We start from the raw sequence: 21958 nt of genomic DNA on the forward strand, positions 1-21958 counted from the left end.
TTCGTGGATGGCGGAGTTCCCTTGCCATACCGTCCACCGCGTCGGGTCCCACGCGGTGCGGCGAAGGGCGGAGTTCCATGGCGCTGACCGCTACAACCACGCCGCACAGCGGTGCACCGGTTCGACCTGACGAGATCCCGTGAAGACGGCGTTCGTCTTTCCCGGCCTCGGATCGCTCTTCACCGATCCGTTCGCCCACCACCCCGCGGGTCGGCGGTTCGCGGCCGAGCTCGCCAGCCGGATCGACGCCGTGACGGCCGACCTCGGATGGCCGTCCGTCCTGAGCGAGCCGGATCTCACGGCGTGGAGTCCGCTGGGTGAGGTGCAGACCTACCACTCGCAACTGAGCTGTCACCGCGTTCTCCTGGAGGAGTTCGGGCTGCGACCGGATGTCCTGCTGGGACACAGCCTCGGTGAGATCACCGCGATGGTGGCGGCGGAGGGCATCACCGTCGAGGACGGCACCCGACTGTTGTGCGAACGCGCCACAGCGTTGCAGGCACACGCAAACGCCGATGCGGCCACCGCGGCGTTCATGCTGTCGTCCGACCAGGCGGCGACGGTCGCGGCAGGAGCTCACGGCGTCGTGGTGGCCGCGGTGAACAGCCCGACGCAGGTGATCCTCTCCGGCCCCGCCGGGGAGATCGAGCAGCTGGCGAACCGCGCCCGTGCGCAGGGCGTCAGGGTGACCGGGCTGCGCGCCGGACCCTACGCCCAGCACCACGTCGCGCTCGGCCCCGCGTTCGAACGGTACCTCGCGTCCGTGCGTGGAATCCGTTGCGCGCCTTTGAAAACGTCTGTGTGGTCACCCGTGCTCGGGCGAGCGCTGGGAGCCGACGACGACCTGGTCCTGCTCGCCGCCCTCCAGATGGTGCGACCGCTGGACTTCTGCCACGCCGTCACGGAGCTGAGCTCGCTGGGGGTGACGGAGTTCGTGGAATGCGGTCTGAAGGACACGCTGACCCGGCTCGTCTCCGAGACGCTCGGCGGCAGGGCGCGGGTGTGGGCGCCGTTCAAGAAACGTCTGACCGAGACCGATGTCCGACAGATGACCGCTCTTCTCACCAGCCCCGAGGAGTCAGCCATGACCAGCTCAGACGACGCGGTGACCACCTACCTGCGCGAAAGCTACGCTGCCGCGCTCGAGATCCCGGAGGAGATGGTGACCCCGGATGTCGATCTCGAAGCCGAGTTCGGCCTGGACTCCCTCCAGCACCACCTCGTGCTGACCAAGGCCCAGCAGCGGTGGGCGGTCGAGCTCGGTCATGTCGAGTCGCCCGCGACCATCACCGTCCGCACGGTGGCCCAGCTGCTGAAAGACGCCGGTGCGGCACGGGAAACGGCCTGATCCGGTGCACGCCGACCAGGTCTGCGTCGTCGCCGCCGGTGTCGTGACCCCGGGGTGTGACGACGTCGAGGAGCTGTGGAGACGAGCGCAGGACGGCCCACCGGTGTTCGGGCCCTCCGCTCGTTTCCGCGGGCTCGAATCGTTGGCGCGGCTGACCCACAGCGACACGGGTGAGCCCTATGAACTGCGGTTCGGCGAGGTTCCGGCGGCGACGACGGACGATGCCGGCGACCTCCAGGTTTCCTGGCTGCGTCGCGCGCTGCACCAGTGCGTCACGACCACGTCGCCTGGTTCGACCGGCCGCACCGGTCTGTTCCTCGCCTCGTCCACGGACACGAGCTACGAGATGGATCTCGCGCTCGCCGCGGACGCACTCGCCGACCAGATCGCGGCGCGGCTGCCGGGAGACCGGCGCGACGCGATCAGGCGGAAGATCGCGCAAGCGGATCCCTGCGCGCAACGCGGACACGCCGAGTTCCTCCCCCACCACCAGGCCGTCCGCGCCGCGAAGGGACTGCTCCCTCCCGGCACGCGCGTGCTCATCTCCGACAACATCTGCCCGTCGGCCCTGTACTCGGTGGATCTCGGCGTCAGACATCTGCTGGACGGCGAGGTGGACATCGCGTTCTGCGGCGGCGTGAGCTCACACGGACCGTTGCGCCAGGTGTACTTCGGCGAGATGGGCACGCTGTCGCGGGCAGGACAGCTGCGCGCCTTCGACGCGGCGGCGGACGGCACGGTGTTCTCCGAAGGCGCCGGCATCGTCGCGCTCAAGCGGATGAGTGACGCCCTGCGGGACAACGACACGGTGCTCGCGGTGCTCGCCGGGTTCGGCGCCGCGTGCGACGGCAAGAGCAAAGCGATCTTCGCACCGAGCCAGGAGGGCCAGACCCGTGCGATGACGCGGGCGCGAGACGTCAACGGCGTCGCCGGCGCCGAGGTCGCGTGGATCATCGGGCACGGCACCGCGACCCTGGCTGGGGACGCGACGGAGCTGCGCTCCATCGCCGCCGCCCACCCCGGCGGCGCACCGTGGATCACGGGGAACAAGGCGATGCTCGGCCACACCGGCATGGCCTGCGGAATCGTCTCGCTGATCCAGGCCGCGATCGGCCTGCACCGGTCGACGGTCCCCCGGCAGCCCAACCACACGTCGCTGCCGGAGTACGCCCGCTCCCTGTCCCTCCGGGTCCCCGCGGCACCGGTGCCGCTGGCGGCGGAGGAACCGTCGTTCGTCGGGGTCTTCGCCTGTGGACTCGGTGGTATCAACGGACATCAGCTGCTCTACCCGGCCGGGCCGCCGACCCGTGCCGTGCGGTCCGCTCCGCCCGCGTCCTGTGACGAACTGGTGCTGGTGCGGTGGAGCGCGTTGCTGCCGGGCAAGCCGGAGGACGAGTCGGTCGCTGATCAGCTGGCCCGAGGCGGTGATCCCACCGGCACGACCCGGTTCGAGGACCCGTACCCGCTTCCCCCGTTCGCGAGCTCGTTGATCGTGCCGAAGGTCGCGGCCCAGCTGGACGTGAGCCAGCTGCTCACGGCCGAGCTGGCGGGCCGGCTGGCGGGATCGGGAGACGGCACACCGTTGTGGGAGGGTCTGGAGGAACGCACGGGTGTCTTCGGCGCCCGGTACGGCGTCAGCAGGTCGGCTGTCGAGTCCACCGTGCGGTGCCTTGGTGACGGGCTCGCGGAGACGTTGGACGGCGAGGAGAAGGCGGCCGCGGAGCAGTACCTGCGAGAGCTCCGCGACCGCGGCCAGGCCATCGGCCCGTACAGCCTGGTCGGGCGCATGTCGTCCATCGCACTCGGGTGGGTCGGCAACCGCAGGAACCTGCGCGGACCGACGATGATGGTCGATGCCGGAGAGGCGTCAGGACTCGCCGCCCTGCACACCGCGGGCTGCTACCTGCGCCGCGGCGACATCGACCTCGCGCTGGTGATGGCGTGGAACACCGATGCTTTCGGCGGCGCCTGCGCGTCCGGCAGCGAGGGCCAGGAGATCGCCGAGGGTGCGTTCGGGGTCGCGATCGCCCGACCCTACACCGCTGCCGCCCGTGGCTGGCAGGTGCTCGCACGGGTGCGCACCGAACTGGCGCCCACACCCGCGGCGGCACCGCCACGCCGCAGCACGAGCTACCTCGCCGCGGACGGCGTGCTCGACGTCATCCGCGGCGTCGTTCGAGGTGCACTGCCCCAACGGTTCTCGACGGAGTCGGGACCGACCGTCCACGTGCTCCCACCGCTGCCGTGACGCCCCCGAAGATGGATGCGGACATGGACACGGTGGAGACGACTGTGCGGCCGTACGACCTCCGCTTGGTGCCACGTCCCGCTGTGGCCCGCTTCCCCGAACGCGATCCGCTGCCGGCCGGAGCGCTGGTGCTCACCGACGACGCGGAGATCGCGGACCAGGTGCGGGCCGTCGCGGCGCACGAGGTGACGGTCGTGCTCGTGCCGGAGGCTGCGGCCACCTGGGACGAGGAGGCGGTGGTGGACCTCGTCACCCCGCCGGGACCGGTCAGCGACCAGCTGTGCGTGATCACGTCCCTGCGCGGTGCCGCGTGGCCGGCCGCGCCACGTCCGGGTCTTCTCGCCCTGCAGGAGGCGGCCTTCGTGGCGTTGAAACAGCGTGCGGACCCGGCGCACGAGAACTCGTCGGTCACGATCCTCGTGCTCGACCGCTTCGATGGCGGAACCCCGCATCCGCACTGCGCGCTGCTGACCGGCATGGCGAAGTCAGTCGCGTGGGAGCTGCCGTCAGCGCACGTGCACGCCGTGGTCACCGACGACGTCGACCTCGCCGCCGCGGTGGCGCGGCTGCGCGCGGAGTCCGGCTGCGGCGCAGGACTGCCCGTCGCCTACTACCGGACCGCATCGGCTCCGGCGACCAGGTGGGAGGAACGGCTCCTCCCGCTCGCAGAGCCGTTGCCCGCCGTCGAACACCACGCCGTCGCCAGCCCCGTCGTGGTTGCCGTGGGCGGTGCACGAGGCATCACCGCGCGGTGCCTGGAGGGGATGAACCCTCCGCCGTCGGCGCTGTGGCTGCTCGGCACCACCGAACCGGACGTGATGGCTGCTCAATCCGCGGAGATCGCGGATCTGAGCGGTGCCGACTACGTGCGCCGCCGACGCCACGAGGACCCCGGTGCGCACATCGGCGGCCTGCGGACGACCTACGACCGTTGCCGCAGGTCGCGGGAGGCGCTTGCAACCATCCGCGCCCTGCGCGAACGGATCGGGGCGGACCGGGTGCATTACTTAGGATGCGACGTGACCGATGCGGCCGCGGTCCGGCGCGCGGCGGCGACGATCACCGCGACGACGCCGCGCATCGACCTGGTGCTGAACGGCGCGGGAATCAGCGGCGCCCGAAGGCTGAAGAACAAGGACCTCTCGACGTTCCGGCGGGTGCGCGACACCAAGGTCATGGGCTACCACAACCTCAGGGCGGCGTTCCACGATTCCGCGCCGCTCGCGTGGTGCCACTTCAGCTCCGTCGCCGGCGCGTTCGGCCTGCCCGGCGAGATCGACTACGGACCGGCCAACGACATGCTCAACGCGGCCGCCCGGTACGAGTCCGCCCGCGCCACGCCCGCCGAGTGTGCGATCGGCTGGAGCCTGTGGGGTGAGTCCGGGATCGGGCCGCGAAGCGGTTTCACCGACTACACGGCGAGGACCGGGCAGCTCGGCCTGCTCAGCGACGCCGAGGGGCAGCGGATCTTCACCACGCTGGTGTCGGCGAACCACCTCGGGCGGCACGCGTCACCGGTCCTGCTGGGCGAAGCGGAGTGGCGACTGGTGGGATCGCGGTTCCCCGGCCTCGCCGACGACCGCGCCCGGCTCCCCTACCTGGGCAGCCCGTCCCACACCGACCAGGACGACACCGCCTGGCGACTGGACCTCTCGCGGCACGCACACCTGCGCGGCCACGTGCGGCAGTCGCGAGCGCTCGTGCCCGGTGCGCTCGTGCTGGAACTCGCGGCCGAGGTCGCCGGCCACCTCACCGGCGGTGCCGTCGTGGACAGGTTCCGGGACATCCGCTTCGAGGCTCCCGTCGCCGTCGACCCGCACCTCGCGGAGTACACCCTGGCCGCGTCGTTCACGCCGACGGCTCCCGATGCGGGCGTCGTCAGCGTCGCCATCCGATCACACCTCGGGGCCGGGAACCGCAGCCGCCGTGTCCACCACGTCGAGGTCCTGGTCCCGGTCGGCGGCACCGCCGACACCACCGTCCCGCCCGCCCAGCCGCGTCAGCTCCGCGTCCGGCGCGCGCCGGCCACGATGTCCATGTCGGGCCTGTTCGACCAGGTCCGCGACCTGAATCTCACGGCCGATACGACAACGGCGCGCTGGGCACCCTCGCCCCCGGAGGGCGAGTTCTTCGCCTCGCACCGGACGCCGTGGCTGCTCGTCGACGCCCTGTTGCAGACCGCCTGCGCCACCGGCACCGCGCACCGGTTCGCGACGCCCCACTCGATCGCCGAGCTGAGGCTGCACACCGAACACAACGACCTCGCATTGACGCAGACGAAGAACCGTGTCTGTCTACATGTGACACACGCCGGTGGCGTCGCCGATGGCATCGCACACACGGACGACGGCAGCCCACTCGTGACACTGTCCGGACTCGTGCTGAGCGGACGGGACGGCACACCGTGACCAGTCCTCACGACGTGCTGCTGCGGCTGTTCTCGCCCGACGGACGGATCGCACCCTACGACCACTACCGCGAGCTGATCGAGCACTGGCCGGTGCTGCCGATCACCCGTCAGCGGTTGCTCGTCACCGGCTACCGGGAGTGCGCGGACGTCCTGCTGAACCCGAGACTTTTCCGGGTACCCGACCACCACTACGCCGACCGGCTGTGGCCCACCTGGCGCACGTTCGGGTCGACGGACCTGCTCTACCGCAGCCTGCTCTTCCGCAACGCACCCGACAACCAACCCGCCCGGCGCCTCATCGCGCGTTTCTTCGCCCCCGACCAGGTCGAGCGGATGCGCCCGATGATCACGCGGCACGCCGATGCGGGCACGATGCCGTTCATCCAGGGCGACGGCGCGGTGGACGCCGCCCGGTCGTTCACGACCATCCCCGATTCCGTGATGGGCGAGCTGCTCGGCCTGCCGCGATCAGACGCCGATCGGGTGGCCGGCTGGCTCGACAGGTTCCTGGAACGCAACGAGATGCACCCGCCGGACAAGGCGCTCGTGGACGCCGACGAGGCGACGTCGCACCTCGTCCACCACATCACGCACACGGTCCTGGCGCGACCGGGCAGCGAGGCGCCGCTCGTCCGTTCGCTCAGGGGGCACAGCCAGATTGACGAGCGGGACCTCGTGAGCAACCTGGTGTTCCTGCTCGGCGCGGGAACCGTGACCACCGGGTCGCTGCTCGGCAGCGGCACACGTCAGCTCGCGGCGCACAACGACCTGTTGCCACGGCTGCGTGACGACGACGCGCTGCTGCGGTCGTTCGTCCAGGAGACGCTGCGGTACGACCCCCCGATCCAGTACGGCGTCCGGGTCGCGGCGGAGGACACCGAGCTCGCCGGTGTCCCGATCGCCCGCGACAGCGTGGTGCTCGTCTGTTTCGGTGCGCTCGGCCGAGATCCCGGCAGGTTCGGCGATCCGGACACGTTCGTGGCGGACCGGTTCCTCGCCCCGGATTCCGAGCCACGCGACGTCCTGTCGTTCGGGCTGGGCGCACACCGGTGCGCTGGAAGCGAGTTGGCGCTCGTCACCGGCGAGGTCGCCTTCCGGCGGCTGGCGTCGCGCGTCGACGCGATCAGGGAGGTCGAGCAGCCTCGGCGTCAGGCACGCGCCGTGGTCCGCCGGTACACCCGGCTCGTCGTCGACGTCACCCGGCGGTGACCCAGTCGACGCCGATCCCGGTCAGCGGCGTCCGGTGGCCAGCACGACGAGGAACTGACCGCCACCCGCCTGGACCTCGGCGGTCACCGGCAGTCCCGGTACCAGCCGGGAGAACCGGTCCACCAGCCAGTCCGCGGCCTCCTGGGCGTCCTGCCTGGTCGGGCAGCGGGCCACCAGCTCGCGACCGCCCTTGCGCTCCAGCCGCCCGGCGACCGTGATCAGCGGGGCGGGTTCGGCCACGTGCAGGCCGTCCGGCCACGGGATGACCACCTTGACCGCGCCCTTGCGGGTGTTGCACCCGCGGTGGGCGAGCCGCTCGGCGAGCTTGGCCTTGCGGTCGGTGGTGCGGCTGTCGACGCTGGGCCCCCGCGCGTCGTTGACCGACATGCCGGGGTCGACCGGTTCGTCGCACACCCAGCAGCGCCAGCCGTCGCGTTCGGCCACGTCATCGAGAGAACTCACCGGGGCAAACTAGCCTGCCGGGCCACCGCCGCGTGCGGCGCACCCGGTCGGGTCCCATCGGCCACCCGTCGCGCGGGCAGCGTGGTCCCCTGCTCGGGCCAGGTTCTGCGAATCCTCTGTTCAGCGGTGCCGAGCACGTGCGTGACGGGCATAGACATGACTCGTCCGCGGCCACGGGAGGGGCGGTGCGATGACGGTCCGCGTGGTGCTCGCACTGCTCGCCGTCGCGGCCGCGCTGGCCGTGGGGATGGTGTTGGTGTACCTGGCGATCGCGGCCTTCATGCGGGTGTGGCGACGGGCCCAGGCCAAGGGGTGCACCGGCCCTGTCACGCCCGCGATCCTCATGATCACCACCTTCGCCGGTCTGCTGGGCGGAGCGTGGCTGGGCGCCGTGCTGGTCCGTCCCGGCGCCGACGTGTTCGTCGTTCTCGCAAGCCTGCTCGGTGTCGCGGTGTCGTTGGGCGGGCTCGCTCTGTGCGTTCACCTCCTGCCTGCGCGGCCGGTCCGGTCAGGCCGACGACGGCGGCCGCGGACACCGTTCCGGGTGCTGGGCAACCTGGCGGCGGTGACACCGCCGCTGGTGATGGCAGCGCTGCTGCTGAACGGCAAACCCGCCACGGTCGGCGTCCAGCTGATGCTGCCGATGGCCATGCTGTCGGTCCTGTGCCACACCGCGGCGCGGCGAGCGGACCGCATCGACGCGCTGCCACCGGTCGATCCACGCCCGGCCGTGGTGTGGATCCGCGGTTTCGGCAACGAACGTCGCCTGTTCGGCTTCCGGCGGCGCGACAAGGAGGAGACCCGCGCCCGCCCGGAGCTCAGGAAGGTCTTCAGCCACCGCGCGGAGCCGATGTCGTTCGAGGAGTACTTCGCACCGGCGATCGCCGAGGAGCTCGGACGCGGCTACGGCCTGGGCAACCCGCGCGACTACCTCCCGCCCGACGGCATCGACCGCCACTACGCCACCGACGACTCGTGGCGAGAACAGTTCGCCGATCTGGTGGCCGGGGCCAGGTGCGTGGTCATGGCGCCGGGTGACTGGCCGGAGCTGCGGTACGAGTTCCGGGTGATCAGGCAGCTGGGGGCGCACCGCAGGCTGTTCGTGTTAACACCGCCCGCGCGCAAGGCCCGCCAGATCCGGCGGGTCAACCGGCTCAAGGGTTTTCGGCACGAGGACTGGCACGACTTCGCGGCGGCTCTGGGTGGTGGATGCGGTTATCGGCTCGGGCCGGATCCGGGGCCGGGGGCCGTGGTGACGTTCGAGGAGGACGGGCGTGCCGTTGTGCTGGCACGTGGTGCCGAGGAGCCCGCCGACTACGTGGCCGCCGTGCTCCGTCACCTCGCCGTGGCCGAGCACTCGGCGGCGTCCGCGTCGAGCAACTGCTGCCCGACGTCCTCGACCGCTGCCCCGGACCGGGCCACGTCGTCGACCCGATCGGTCACGCCGGAGGACTCCGACCCGCCTTGACCCGGCTGCGGGGCGGGCGGTCCTCCGCTCAGCCGCCGTGAGCGGTCAGCAGGTGACCTTGACGGTCGCGCTCGCCTGGAACGACACGTGGACGTGGTCCATGTGGTTGGCCGTGGGACTACCGCGGTCCTCCATCGCCGACCAGCCGCTGCCGTCGTTGTAGCGCTGGCGCCAGATCACGTAGGTGACGCCGAACGCCCGGCGGTTGGCCAGCACGTAGTCGGCCAGGGCGTTGCCGGTGGCGGGGTCGACCATGAAGTCCAGCGCCAGGCCGAGCGGGTGGTCGCCCGAACCGCCCCGGCCCGCGGCGCCGCCGACGTCCTCGACGCCGAACTTGCCGGCGACGTGGTGACCCACCTGTGCCACGTGCGGTTTGACGCCGTTCAGGGTGGTCGGACAGGGCGGCGGCGCAGGAGGTGGCGGTGGCGGCGGTGGCGTGGTGGTCTGCGGTGGCGTCGTGGTCACCGGAGGTGCCGTGGTGGTGGTCGCCGGAGGTGACGAGGACGGCAGCGCGGTGGTCGAGGTCGGCAGCGCGTCCTGGCTGACGGGGCTCGACGAGACCGCGAGCTGGGCGGCCGCTCCGGTTGGATCGACCGGCTGGCCGGAGGCGTGGACGGCCCAGAAGGTCACGACCAGGCCCGCGGAGAGGGTGGTGGCGACCGCGATGGGCAGCTTCCGGCTGGGTGCCTGGTTCGTTCTATGTCGGCCCGGCATTCAGGAACACCTTGCGTCGGGGACAGGGCATGGTCGTACGGCGCGTGATATTACGAAACGAGCACGAGAAGGTCACAGGCGAGTGTTCATGCTCACATCACCGCTGGTGAGCGCCTCGCCGCAGAACGTGACAGCCGTGCCGTCCCGCCCGCCGTCAGACGCCGAGGCGCTGCTGCTCAGCCCGCACAACCCGTTGCTCGACGGACATCGCCGAGTCCAGCGCGCTTGCGTGTGAGTGCTTCGTGTCGCTTTCACGCGCGTAGTGGTCGAAGAGCAGGGTCTTGTGGTCGCGGACCTCCTGCACCCGCGCGTCCACGCTGTCCTTGACCAGCAACCGGTGCACGTGGACCTTGCGGACCTGTCCCATCCGGTGGCAGCGCGCGATCGCCTGGTCCTCCGTGCTCGGCTTCCACTGCGGCTCGGCGATGATCACCACGGACGCGGCCTGGATGTTGAGGCCCACACCGCCCGCCTCGATCTGCGCCACCAGCACCGCGTGCCCCTCGCACGCCGTGAACGCGTCCACCAGCTCCTGACGGCCCTGCGCCGACGTCGCGCCGGTCAGCGGACCGAACACGTCGACCTGGCTCGCGACCGCGTCCAGCACGTCGTGGAAGTACGAGAACACCACGACCTTCCAGCCGTTGTCCCGCGACTCCTCGATGATCTCCAGCAACCGCTCCAGCTTCGCCGAGCCATCGGGCGTGCCCGGCGCGAACGCGGCGCGGCGCATCGCCATCAGGTTCCCCTCGCGCACCGCGTCGAGGTACGCGGACCGGTCCTGCTCGCCGAACTCGACCCAGTCCTCCACCTCCAGCAGCTCGGGCAGCTCCCCCAGCACGTCCTCCTGGTTGCGCCGCAGGTACACCGGCGCGACGACGCGGCGGAAGGCCTTCGCCCCCACCACGGCGTCGACGGCGCCCGTGCGGGCCGCGACACCCGGCTGGAGGTAGGAGACCAGGTTGCGGAACTCCTCGACGCGGTTCTCCATCGGCGTGCCGGTCAGGAGCACCGCCCGTTCCGCGCGCTGCACGACCTCGTTGACCGCCTGCGAGCGCTGGGTGTCCGGGTTCTTGACGTAGTGCGCCTCGTCGACCACGACCAGCGCCGGCCGGAACCCCTTCGGCAGCACCAGTTTCGGCAACGTGCCGAACGTCGTCACACCGACACCGCCCTGCTCCACCCACTCGCTGACCGCGTCGTCACGGCCCGCGCCGTGCATCCGGTGCGGCACGAGGTCGCTGTGCCGCGCGATCTCGTTGACCCAGTTGACGACGACGCTCGCCGGGCAGACCACCAGGAACCCGCGCCGCCCACCCGCGGCGAGGCTGGCCATCACCGCGATGGCCTCGATCGTCTTGCCCAGCCCCATCTCGTCACCGATGATCACGCGTTTGCGGGCGAGCGCGAACTTCGCCCCGAACACCTGGTAGCCGCGCAGCGACACCTTCAGCAGGCTGGTGTCCAGTGTGGTCGCGTCGACCTCGTGCTCGATGTCGGCCGGAACGAAACCGTTGGCGGCACTGCGATTCGGCACCGCGTCCGCACCGGCGAGACTGGCCAGCAGCGTGTTGTAGGCGGCCGCGTCGAGCTCGTAGTCGCGCCACAGCGCGCGGTGGTCGAGGTCCGGCACGCGCAGCTGCGCGCCCACCGCCCGCAACACCGCAACGTCCCGGCCGCCCAGCAGGACCTCGAGCCGGTCGAGCGAGTCGATGGCGGCCTGCCGGTTCTTCGGCCACGAGAAGAACATCCGCAGCCGGCTCCAGGCACGGGCCGCGGCACGCACGTCCGCGTCGACCCGCTCCAGCACGTCCGCGATCGGCTCGCTCAGCGGTCCGACGAGCTGGTTCGCCCTGCGCAGCTTGGACATCAGCTGCAGCAACTCGGTCTGGCCCCGGTCAGCGCGATCGGGGTTCAACCGCACCGTCGTGTCGCGCACGACCCCGTCGACGACGGCACGGGCAACCCGCACGATCTGCTCGGCGGACTGCCTGCCGACCCCGGGAACGCCGTCGAGCTGTTCGGGACGCGCCCCGGCGACATCGGCGACGGTCCGGTAGCCGGCGTCCTTCAACGCGCTCAGCCGCAGGTTCGCCGTCGCGTCCCGGAGCCTGTCCACCGGCATGGCGCGCAACTGCTCGGCCACCAGCGAGTCGCGAACCGCCCGGTACCGCTCGGCGGCGAGCGCGAGCAGCCGATCCGGTTCCGCGCGCACCGCTGCCGCCTCGGCCCGGAACGCCTCCGCGGCGGCCAGCACCGCGCGGGCATGCCTACCGACCTTCGACGAGTCGTCCACCCGTGTCCTTCCGTCAGGCGGACCGAGAATACCGAAGCCGGACTCGTCGTCGGTGATCGGAGCCGCTCCTCGCCGGAGGTCGGTCAGCCGATGACGGTCAGGCCGGCGCCGTCGAGCTGACCGACGCGCAGGTGCGGATCGTCGTGGCTGATGGCCCGCAGCACCTCGCACCGGGTGACCATGCCGACGACCCGTCCGTCGTCGAGCACCGGCACGCACAGCACGTCGAAGACGGTCATCGCGTCGTAGAGGTCCCGCACGTCCATGTCCAGCCCCGCGGTGAGCGCGGGTTGCGTCATGACCTGCTGCACGTGCGGTGCCGCCACTCCCTCCTTGCCGCGCCGGCAGCCGGGCTCGGTGACGACGCCGAGGAACACGTCCTGGTCGACCACCGGCAGCATCGTGAGCCCGAAGTCGTCCATCAGCCCCTCGGCGTGCCGGGCGAAGTCGCGCGGACCAACGCTGACCAACGGTCGCAGGACCATGTCGCCCGCCTTCATCGCGTGGCTCCCGCCGTCTCGCGGTCGGTCGCCGGGATGACGACGACCGGTGCGTGGGCGTGCCGGACCACGTGCGTGCTGGTCGAGCCGAGCACGATCTGCCGCGTCCAGTGGCCGGTGTGCGACGTGACGACCAGCAGCGCCGCGCCCTCCGACACCGTCTCCAGCGCCTCGGGCGCACAGCCCCGCAAGCTCAGCTGCGCGATCTCGGTCAGTTGCACGCGGTTCACCGTCGACTCCCGCACCACCGCCCATTCCAGTGCGGCGTTCGATGCCGGTGTGCCGTCGACACCCACCACTACCGGGGCTGATGCCGTGTTCATGAGGTCCTCCTCGTTCGGAGTGGAGCTGGGCTCAGATCCGTTGGGGCGCGGTGATGTGCACGCCGGTGACGCCCGCGACCGCGAGCGCGAGCACCTCGGCGACGTGCCGGTCGGTCGCGTCGTCCATCCTGTCCACAATGGACACCCGGCCGTTGTCGACCGCCACCGCCCACCGCTGCGAGCCGCCGATCATGCCGAGCCGGTGGCGGATCTCGGCCTCGATGATCCAGTCCGCCCGGCTGATCGAGCGGAGCAGGTCGCGGCGGGTCACGACGCCGGCCAGCCGTCCTTCCCGCACGACCGGGACGCTGCGGACGCCGTGCCGCAGCATCAGGTCGGCGACCTCGGCGAGGTCGGTGTTCGGCGTCACCGTCCACGGCTTCGCCATCACCGCGGACACCGAGTCCGCGGGCTCGCGACGGGGCTGCGGCGGTTCGCCGTGCACCAGCCACCGCGGGTCCTGCGGCAACCGGTCGCGCAACAACTCGCTCTCGCCGACCACACCGACCAGCTCACCCGCGGCGTCGACCACGGGCAACGCGGTGAAGCCGCGCTCGGCGAGCAGCCGGGCGGCCTCACGGGCCGGCGTGTCCGGGGTGACGGTCAGGACGTCGGTCGTCATCACGTCTCGGGTCCTCATCTGGTGCTCCTTCAACCGACGCTCTCGGTGTGGCGGGCCGACCCCGGCCTCGCGGGTTCGGTGCGACGAGGTCAAGCCTGCCCAGGGCGCGGCGCGGCGGACACGTGCCAAAGGCGCCACCGGGCGGGACCCCGGTCCTGCCCTCGCCGGGGACCTTGGTCCTGCTCCGCTGAGGCGTGAAGCGGGTGTCGTTGCAGCGCGGGGACTCGGCGCTGAACATCGTCCGCATTCGTGGCACCGTCACCGAATCCGGGGCACCCCGACGACGAGCCAGGACCGGAAACGTCCGGTGGCGGCGGTGGCGGCTGAGCCAGCGGGTTGACCTCGCCGTGCGCAAGGGAAGCGAGGTCGTCCCACCCACCTACCCCGGTTCACCTTCGGTCGTCAGCAAGCAGTTCCAACACACGCCGTCATCTGCTGAGCCGAGCGAAGCTGTCGAGCATCGCGGTGAGGCCGAGGTCGAAGTGCCCGTCGGCGCCCGCCTCGTCGGCCCCGCGGGCCAGCAGGTTGTACTCCGGTGACTCCGGCGCCGGTTTCCTGCTCCGCCGTTCGCCGCCGAGCTGGAGCACGGCCTGGATGAGTGCGTGGCCGACGGTGAACTCCCGCAGGCAGCGCAGGACGCGCAGGGCGTCGCCCGGGGTGAAGCCGGCCTCGGTCATCAGGGTGATCATGCGGTCGCCGGTCTCGATGGCGGCCGGAGAGCGGACCGGGCGGGTGGCGAAGACGGTCACCGCACGCGGGTGCGCGAGCAGCACGTCGCGCAGGCGACGGGTGTACTGCTCGGCCAGATCACGCCAGGGTCCGGCCCAGGGAAGCGCCTCGACGTCGAGTTCGGTGAAGAGCGTGTCCGCGATGCCGTCGAAGAGTGCTTCCTGGTCGGTGAAGTACCGGTAGACGGCCATCAGGTCGACGCCGAGCTCGGCACCGAGCTTGCGCATGGAGAACTTGTCCCGCCCGATGTCGTCGATGAGCACGAGCGCCATGGCGGCGATGTACTCGCGGTTCAGCGCCGGTCTGGTCGGCGCGACCGGGCGCGGCCGGTGGGGGCGTTCGTTGCTGGTCATGTGTCCAGGAGCTCGGTCAGGCGGCGGGCGAATTCCTCGGGGTGCTGCTGGTATGCGGTGTGCCCGCCGGGAAACTCCACGACGGGTGTGCCGAGTTTCTCACCCAGGACGTGGGCGGGCCGGTGGTAGGGCCGGCCTCCACTGTCCCGGCCGGTCGCCGGCCACCAGCGCACCCCGGCCGATCCCAGCGCTGTGAAGTCGGGGTGGTAGTCGTAGCAGAACGCGGGTAACTCGCGGCGGAAGAGCATCTCGGCGTTGCCCAGGAGGCGGTGCATGCCACCCGGCGCACACCCGGTCACCCGGCGCGTCACCGCGCCGGCGAGCAGCGCCACCCGCATCGCCGCGGCCAGCACCGCCCGGCCGGCGCGAGTCTGGAGCAACCGAGGTGGCCGGGGCATGGTCATCGCCGCGAACGCTACGAACCCGCGCAGTGGTCCTTCGGTGTCCGCGATCCGGCGCAGCTCGTCCAGTTCCCGCTGCTCCGGGCTGCCGGGCAGGATCTGCACCAGCGGCGGCTCGTGCACCACCGCACTCAGCAACCGGTCACCGTGCCCGGCCAGGACCTCCAGCGCGATGATCGCGCCACCGCTGTTGCCGAAGACGTGGGCCCGCTCGATTCCGAGGTGGTCCAGCACAGCCACCACGTCGGCGGCCTGGTCGGTGACGGCGATCGAGGCGGCCTCGTCGTCGAGCGGGCTGCGCGAGTTCCCGCGCCGGTCGTAGGTGATCACGGTGAACCGCCTCGCCAGCAGTGGGACGACGTCGGCGTACATCTCGGCGTCACCACCACCGCCGGGGATCAGCACCAGCGCCGCACCCGTGCCCGTGATCTCCGCGTACAACCGCGCCCCGGCAACGCGGTGAGCTCAGGCGTCCACCGCGGCAGGTGCGCCGGTGACGGCGGCGAGCTGGAGCTTGGTCTCGTCCTCGCTGCCGGGCACCGCCGTCATGATCACGATCTTGAGCTCGGAGTCGCCGTCGGTCAGGAGGTCGCAGTCGACCTCGACCGGTCCCACAGCGGGGTGGTGGATCGTCTTGTGGTCCTCGCGGTGCGTGGCGACCCGTCCGGTCGCCCACAGCTCCGCGAACCTCCTGTTGCCCGCGGTCAGCTCGCGGACGAGTGCGGTCAGGCGGCGGTCGTGCGGGAACCGGCCGGTGGCGCGGCGCAGGTCGGAGACGACGGCGGCATCCGTGGCATCGCGGTCCGCCTCGGTCACCGGCCACCGCGCGAGGTGGGCGGAACCGCTGACGGCGGGGAACCGGTCACGGGCGAAGTTGCGCAGCCTGGGCGGGCAGACGGAGGGGTCACCCAGCAGCGCCGCCCAACCACGGTTCCACCACACCAGCTGCCAGTCCGCCGCGAAGACCGCGACCGCCGCGTCTCCGAGGCGGGCGAGCACCCGCTGCATCCCCGGCGGGACGTGGTCGGAGATCGATCCCTCGGCCGGCGGTACGAGCCCGGCAAGCCGGTACAGGTGATCCCGTTCGGCGGCGGACAGCTGCAACGCGCGCGCCAGCGACGCCACCACCGACGCCGAGGGCGTGGTGGCCCTCCCCTGTTCCAGCCGCACGACGTAGTCGACCGACACCCCGGCCAGGTCGGCGAGCTCTTCACGCCGCAGCCCGGTCGCCCGCCGTCCGCGGGCCACAGCGAACCCGGCGGCCGCCGGGGACAGCCGGTCCCGCCAGGTGCGGATCATCGCGCCGAGGCCGGCGCCGGAGGTCGTCACGACGTCCATCCTGCTGCCTGCGGCCCCGGTTGTCCGAACGTGAAGGTGGTACTGCTCTTCCTACCGTCACGTCGTTCCTGGTTCGCGTCCGCGCCCAGGACCACCATCGAGCTCATGACGATCACCTTCATCACCGGCGCCAACAAGGGTCTCGGCCGCGAAACCGCCCGCCGCCTCGTCGAACTGGGCCACACCGTCCTGATCGGAGCCCGCGACCGGGCCCGTGGAGAAGAGGCCGCCGCGGCGCTCGGCGCGCGGTACGTCCCCATCGACGTGACCGATGACGCCTCGGTGTCCGCCGCGGCAGCGAACGTCCGGGAGCACGAGGGCCGGATCGACGTCCTCATCAACAACGCCGGTGTGCACGGCCCCGTCGGAGGGGACCCGCAGGACCTCACCGGCGCCGACGCCCTCGCCGTCTTCCAGGTCAACGTCATCGGCGTGATCCGCACGACGAGCGCGTTCCTGCCGCTGCTGAGGCGCTCGGACGACCCCGTGGTCGTGAACGTCAGCAGCGGCATGGGTTCCCTCGCCCTCACCCACGATCCGGACCGGCCGGAGTCGCGAGTCCTCGCGCCGCTGTACACCGCCTCGAAAGCCGCGCTGACGATGCTGACCACGCAGTACGCCAAGGGACTGGAGGGCCTCCGCGTCAACGCCGCCGACCCCGGCTACACCGCGACGGACCTCAACGGGCACAGCGGTTTCCAGACCGTCACCGAGGGAACGGACGCGATCGTCGCGCTCGCCACCGAGGGTCGCGGAGCGGGCACCGGGAGGCTCGTCTCCCGCGAGGGCGAACTCGCCTGGTCCTGACCCGGCGGCGTTTCCGCACCACTCCCGATCGCGAAATCCGGACACCCCCTGTCCAGCCACCGTGGAATCTTTGACTTCCGCCGAAAATTTCCCATCGAGAGGAATAGTGGTGATGATGTGGAGAATCCACGGTGGGAGAACCCCACTGTGCTCCACTCGAAAGAGTGAGACTGAATCCGTTGTGGAGCGCGATACCGATTTCTATAGTCGAGAACGGCCTGTCTTTCGCGTTCCAGCCTGGAGGGTCTATTCTCGTGAAAGCAACTGCGGCTTTACTCGTCTGCGTCAGCATGCTGGGGTTCTCCTGCGCCGCCCTCGCCGAGGGATCCGTCGCCGAATACGGAAAGGGCGCGCGTTTCGAGGCGGAGTGGAAAACCCTTCCGGCGCTCGATCCCGACTACGAGGTAGTTCAGCTCACCACGTCCAAGGCGCTGGACAACAAGATGTACCTCGACGTGGACCCCTACGTCCCCTCACTCAATTCTGTCCTGTTCATGTCGAAGCGGGACGGGCACGAGAACCTCTACCTCATGTCGCTCGACAACGGGAAGTTCGTGCAGGTGACGGACTCCGACGACATCGAGGGCGACCACGCCAACGTCTCGCCCACGACCGACGAGGCCTTCTACGTCGAGGACCGGACGATCACCAGCGTCAGCCTGCGCGCGCCGTACCGCGAGAAGAAGATCCGCACCATCCCGGAAAAATACGACCTCAAGGGCATTCCCTCGCTCACGTCGGACGGGAAGACGATCGCCGCGTCGCTGTACCACGAGGAGGAAAAACGTTCCTCACTCGTCCTCATCGACGCGAGAACGGGAGAGCTCGAAACGGTCAAGAAGATCGACGGCAAGGTCGACCACGTGTTGATCAATCCCGTGCACGGGGACACGCTGCTCTTCCACCTGCTCGTCGAGGACCAGATCGGCCTGGTGAACATCGACACCAAGAAGAAGACGATGCTGACCGACTCCAACGATCACGGCGCGCACCCTTTCTGGGAGTCCAACGGCCGGGACGCCGCTTTCGTGCAACGGGCGCAAGGTGACACGCCGGAGCAGGTGGTGACCTACAACATCCGCAAAGAGGAGTTCTTCAGCTACGACATCCGGGACCGGAGCAACCACTTCGCCATGAACCCCGCGCGGACGATCATCCAGGGCGACGGGCACGACGAATCGGCGCCCTACATCTACTACTATTACATCAAGCCCGGCACGAACAAGGTCGACACCGTGAAGATGTTCAAGCACCGGAGCTCTTCGGACTCGGAGTCGGTGCACCCGCACGCCGCGTTCATCAACGACACGGACCTGATCTTCAACAGCGACGCGGCCGGCAACGGCGACGTGTACCTGTTGCGGGAGAAGTAGTCCGCCCGAGCACCAGCACGGCTCGCCGGCCCGGTCTCCCGCGCCGGCGAGCCGGTTCCGGCCGTGGTGCTCGCCGCCGTTGCACTCTCGTCGTCACCCGGACACCGGCGTCGAGCCGGCGGTAGGACCGGACGTGAGCGAGTCGAGGTGGGGCTTGATGGCGCTGACGTAGTCGGCCGGCGTCTGGGCGTTGGTGCGCAACACCAGGGCGGTGCCATCGTCGTTGAAGGTCACGACGGCGCCGGGACCTGGGTTCGGCCACAGCTCGCGGGAGAACGGATCGGCGCTCCCGTGCTTCTGCCGTGCGGTGTCGGCGAACTCGTACCACCGCTGTGAACCGATGTTGGCCATCCTGCGGCCCGAGGTCAACGGTGGGGTGAGCACGAACAGTCGGCGGTGCGCACCTTCGTTTCTGATCACCGACAGCTCGTACCGGAGCTTCGGATAGTGGTGGGGAAACGTGATGACGCACCGAGAATGCCGCACCAGGAAGGCGAAGTCCCTGCGCCACTGCTTGTTGGCGATGTAAAGCGGTGTGCCGCCGTGGGGTGGCAGCCGGTCCTTCAGGTTGCCCATGTGCCGCCAGGGCCCCAACTGCCGGGTGACGTTCAGTGCCAGGAACTCCGCGAACGTCGCCTGTCCGCGGCGCAGGCGGTTGGTCTTGTAGGTGATGCCGAGCTTGTTGTTCACCTTGTGGTCGGTGGAGGTGATGGCGAAGCGCGTCCACTCCTCGCGGAACCCGCGGATGTAGACCACCGCCCCCTTGATCTTGGTGGCGTTCGCCTCGGTCTTGGCCTTCAGCTGGCGTTGTGCGCGGTCGAGGAAGAGGCTCGCCACGACGACGAGGGGAACGATCAACACGTGCAGCCGCATCGCGATCGACTCGGGCAGGCCGCCGGCCAGGAGGAAGTAGATCGTGGCCAGTGGGACGGCGCCTGCGGCGATGGTGAACGCCTTGCCGAAGGTGAGGTACGGGAACCAGGAGAACCTGGGACCCGCCCGCCTTGCGGGTCTGGCACGCCTTGCGAGTCTGGCAGGCCGGGTCGTCACGGCAGCGGCCAACGCGGCGGTGGTGACGCCACAGGTGAAGACGACCGCCAGGATGCTGTGGGGGTGTGTGACGTGCAGCATCGCCAGCAGGCCGGCCGTCGTGACCACGTTGAGGAAGAGCGCGATCAGGGCGTAGAGCAGCAGCCCCGCGGGTCCCCACAGGACGCGCGCCGCCTTGCCGACCCGGAACAGGGCGCTGACCGCGGTGGTGGTTGCCAGAAACAGGAACAGGTCCAGCGCGGTCACCTCGCCACCTCCCGCTCGGCGGCCAGCGCCTGCGCGGCCCAGTCGCGGGCGAGCGCGAGCTGCACGGTGCTGCCCAGCTCCTCGTGCAGCGCGACGGCCCGCTGGTGGCAGACCACCGCGAACCGGTGCCGTCCCGACGCGCTCAGGGCGAGTCCCATCGCACCGAGGGCCTGCGCCTGGCCGTACCGGTCGCCCGCCCGCCGGAACAACCGCAACGCCTCGCCGTGCACCACGACGGCCCGTTCCCGCGCGCCCAGGGCGGTCTGCACCCGGCCGATCAGGTTGATCGTGCTCGCGCGGCCGATCGTGTCGTCCCGCGCCGTGTAGATCGCCAAGGCCGCCGTGGCGTCGGGCAGCGCGTCCTCCGGCCGGCCCGCGCGCAGGTGGCTGCCCGCGCGGCCGTTGAGGCAGTTGGCCTCGCCGTTCGTGTCGCCGGCCCGCCTGTAGTTCGCGAGCGCGGCCGAGTAGTGCGCGACCGCGCGGTCCGGTTGCCCGGCCTCGGTGTGCGCCCTGGCCAGCGACTGCAGCACGCGGCTCTCCGCCGTCACGTCGTGCAGCAGGCGCGCGGCGTCGAGGGCCGTGGTGTGGCTGTCGATCCAGTCCTGCCAGCGGCCGTGCAGCGACAGGAAGTTCACCAGCGTCCACGGGATCATCCAGGCGTGGCCGAACGAACCGCGGTCGAACGCCAGCCGCGCGGCACCCAGCAGCGCCGTGATCTCCGAGCCGAACCAGGCGACCGCGCCCGCGTAGTCGGTGACAGCGGGCAACGCCATCCCGGCCGGTGGTTCGGGGACGGCGATCGGCCGGCGGTGCGCGTTGAGGTACCGGTCCGCCCGAAACGCGGCGTGCAGGGCGTAGTCGAGCAACGCGGTGATCGCCTTGTCGCGGTCCGCGGCCGGATCAGTCGCCGCGCACCGCTCCTGGGCGAACGTGCGCAGCAGGTCGTGGCACCGGTAGCGGCGGCCGTCGGTGAGCAGCAGGTTGTGCGACACCAGCTCCCGCAGGAGCCGTTCGGCCTCGCGGACCCCCAGTCCGCACACCGCCGCGGTGGCCTCCGCCCCGAAGGCGTCGCCCGGCCACAGAGCGGTGAGCCGCAGCACTCTCGCCGCCCCCGCCGACAGCAGTCGGCACGAGCTCGCGACCACCGCCCACACGTCGGCGGCGGGGAGGTCGAGCCGCAGGCTCTCGTCCAGCGGCTCCCCGGCGAACCTGTCGAGATCCATGCCGGGGTGCTGACCCGCAGCCGCGGCCGCGATGGAAATCGCCAACGGCAGGTCGGCGCATTTCCTGGCCAATTCGTGGACAGCGGGACTGCCGGCTCTTTCCGCGCCGAGATAACGCCCGAACAGCTCCAGCGACTCGTCCCGCGCCAGCAACTCCAGCCGCACGGACTCCGCCCCGTACAAAGCGCGCAGCCCCGTGGCGTTGCGGCGCGTGGTGACGACCACGAAACACGACCCGTCGCCAGGCAGCAACGGCTCGACCTGACCGCTGTCCAAGGCGTTGTCGAGCACCAGCAACAACGACCGGTCGTGCACGAGGTCGCGGAACAACGCCATGCGCAGGTCGGCGTCGGGCAGCACCCGCTCCGGCGGCACCCGCAAGGCGGCCAGCAGCGCGAGGGTGGCCCGTTCGTGGTCGACGGCGGGCCGTCCCGGTGTGAAGCCGTGCAGGTTCAGGTAGATCTGACCGTCGGGGAAGAGCCGGTCGGCCACGTCGTGCGCCCACCGCGTGACCAGGCTGGTCTTGCCGACCCCAGGCGCGCCCTCGACCACGCACACCCGGTTGCCCCTGCCGCTGGGCGCTTCGGCCAGCGCCGTCAACCGGCCGAGCTCCTCGGCCCGCCCGACGAAGTGCCTGCTGGTCGCCGGCAGCTGCCGCGGAGCGCGGTATTCGGCGGCCTGATGTCCGGCGCCGGGGTGCAGGTTGAGGTCGCCGTTGACGACCCCGGTCTGAACCAGCGTTCCGACCGACTTCACATCCGCTCTGTTCCCGCCACCTGTTCTCGAATCGTCGCTCACCCCACGATGATGCCCAGAAAATGAACGACGAAGTGGCGTT

The 21958-nt window shown here is 70.7% G+C and carries 18 protein-coding genes; 7 read left to right on the top strand and 11 right to left on the bottom strand.

The annotated features are described in order from the left end of the window. Window positions 1-139: 139 nt before the first annotated feature. Genes ADL03_RS01650 through ADL03_RS01665 form a run of 4 tightly spaced genes read left to right on the top strand, consistent with a single transcriptional unit; the run spans window position 140 to window position 7215 of the window. Window positions 140-1348 (top strand): DUF1493 family protein, encoded by a 1209-nt coding sequence (locus tag ADL03_RS01650; RefSeq protein ID WP_053731519.1) that lies wholly within the window; start codon window positions 140-142, stop codon window positions 1346-1348. 4 nt (window positions 1349-1352) lie between these two features. Continuing rightward, window positions 1353-3596, top strand: coding sequence for a beta-ketoacyl synthase N-terminal-like domain-containing protein (locus ADL03_RS01655; protein ID WP_197287981.1), 2244 nt, complete (start codon window positions 1353-1355; stop codon window positions 3594-3596). Between the two features lie 23 nt (window positions 3597-3619). Further along, complete coding sequence (locus tag ADL03_RS01660; RefSeq protein WP_053731521.1) at window positions 3620-6004, top strand: SDR family oxidoreductase; 2385 nt, start codon at window positions 3620-3622, stop codon at window positions 6002-6004. Next, window positions 6001-7215, top strand: coding sequence for a cytochrome P450 (locus ADL03_RS01665; protein WP_053731522.1), 1215 nt, complete (start codon window positions 6001-6003; stop codon window positions 7213-7215). Before ADL03_RS01660 ends, ADL03_RS01665 begins: the two co-directional genes overlap by 4 nt. Before the next feature lie 21 nt (window positions 7216-7236). On the opposite strand, the gene ADL03_RS01670 is transcribed toward ADL03_RS01665, so the two are convergent. Then, on the bottom strand, window positions 7237-7677 hold the full coding sequence (locus ADL03_RS01670; protein WP_053731523.1) for a hypothetical protein: 441 nt from the start codon (window positions 7675-7677) through the stop codon (window positions 7237-7239). Window positions 7678-7867: 190 nt separating this feature from the next. Between ADL03_RS01670 and ADL03_RS01675 the strand changes: the two genes are divergently transcribed. Further along, on the top strand, window positions 7868-9145 hold the full coding sequence (locus ADL03_RS01675) for a hypothetical protein (RefSeq protein ID WP_053731524.1): 1278 nt from the start codon (window positions 7868-7870) through the stop codon (window positions 9143-9145). A gap of 45 nt (window positions 9146-9190) precedes the next feature. On the opposite strand, the gene ADL03_RS50640 is transcribed toward ADL03_RS01675, so the two are convergent. The 8 genes from ADL03_RS50640 to ADL03_RS01715 form a co-directional block, all read right to left on the bottom strand. After that, window positions 9191-9859 carry a hypothetical protein gene (locus ADL03_RS50640; RefSeq protein ID WP_053731525.1) on the bottom strand — a complete coding sequence of 223 codons (669 nt, stop codon included), beginning with the start codon at window positions 9857-9859 and terminating at the stop codon, window positions 9191-9193. A gap of 154 nt (window positions 9860-10013) precedes the next feature. Next, window positions 10014-12155: a DEAD/DEAH box helicase gene (locus tag ADL03_RS01685; protein WP_053731526.1), complete on the bottom strand. Its 2142-nt coding sequence runs from the start codon at window positions 12153-12155 to the stop codon at window positions 10014-10016. A gap of 83 nt (window positions 12156-12238) precedes the next feature. After that, window positions 12239-12655 (bottom strand): HPP family protein, encoded by a 417-nt coding sequence (locus tag ADL03_RS01690; RefSeq protein ID WP_082372789.1) that lies wholly within the window; start codon window positions 12653-12655, stop codon window positions 12239-12241. Then, window positions 12652-12978, bottom strand: coding sequence for a universal stress protein (locus ADL03_RS01695; RefSeq protein ID WP_082372790.1), 327 nt, complete (start codon window positions 12976-12978; stop codon window positions 12652-12654). The genes ADL03_RS01690 and ADL03_RS01695 overlap by 4 nt, the downstream gene beginning before the upstream one ends. Window positions 12979-13009: 31 nt before the next feature. Continuing rightward, on the bottom strand, window positions 13010-13618 hold the full coding sequence (locus ADL03_RS01700) for a CBS domain-containing protein (RefSeq protein WP_063798430.1): 609 nt from the start codon (window positions 13616-13618) through the stop codon (window positions 13010-13012). 410 nt (window positions 13619-14028) lie between these two features. Next, on the bottom strand, window positions 14029-14682 hold the full coding sequence (locus ADL03_RS01705; protein WP_053731530.1) for a TetR/AcrR family transcriptional regulator C-terminal domain-containing protein: 654 nt from the start codon (window positions 14680-14682) through the stop codon (window positions 14029-14031). Beyond that, window positions 14679-15524, bottom strand: a complete 846-nt coding sequence (locus tag ADL03_RS01710; RefSeq protein ID WP_053731531.1) for an alpha/beta hydrolase — start codon at window positions 15522-15524, stop codon at window positions 14679-14681. The genes ADL03_RS01705 and ADL03_RS01710 overlap by 4 nt, the downstream gene beginning before the upstream one ends. 24 nt (window positions 15525-15548) lie before the next feature. Beyond that, window positions 15549-16412 carry a helix-turn-helix domain-containing protein gene (locus ADL03_RS01715; RefSeq protein ID WP_231641346.1) on the bottom strand — a complete coding sequence of 288 codons (864 nt, stop codon included), beginning with the start codon at window positions 16410-16412 and terminating at the stop codon, window positions 15549-15551. 114 nt (window positions 16413-16526) lie between these two features. On the opposite strand from ADL03_RS01715, the gene ADL03_RS01720 reads away from it, so the two are divergent. Together ADL03_RS01720 and ADL03_RS01725 are read left to right on the top strand one after the other, a co-directional pair. Further along, a complete protein-coding gene (locus tag ADL03_RS01720) occupies window positions 16527-17228 on the top strand; it encodes an SDR family NAD(P)-dependent oxidoreductase (RefSeq protein WP_053731533.1) in 702 nt (233 codons plus the stop codon). Window positions 17229-17518: 290 nt separating this feature from the next. After that, complete coding sequence (locus ADL03_RS01725; RefSeq protein ID WP_053731534.1) at window positions 17519-18601, top strand: hypothetical protein; 1083 nt, start codon at window positions 17519-17521, stop codon at window positions 18599-18601. Between the two features lie 93 nt (window positions 18602-18694). On the opposite strand, the gene ADL03_RS01730 is transcribed toward ADL03_RS01725, so the two are convergent. After that, window positions 18695-19897: a hypothetical protein gene (locus ADL03_RS01730; protein ID WP_053731535.1), complete on the bottom strand. Its 1203-nt coding sequence runs from the start codon at window positions 19895-19897 to the stop codon at window positions 18695-18697. Further along, window positions 19894-21876, bottom strand: a complete 1983-nt coding sequence (locus tag ADL03_RS01735) for a tetratricopeptide repeat protein (RefSeq protein WP_053731536.1) — start codon at window positions 21874-21876, stop codon at window positions 19894-19896. The genes ADL03_RS01730 and ADL03_RS01735 overlap by 4 nt, the downstream gene beginning before the upstream one ends. Window positions 21877-21958 lie beyond the last annotated feature (82 nt).

The sequence above is a fragment of the Nocardia sp. NRRL S-836 genome (assembly GCF_001279525.1).
Taxonomy (GTDB): Bacteria; Actinomycetota; Actinomycetes; order Mycobacteriales; family Pseudonocardiaceae; genus Lentzea.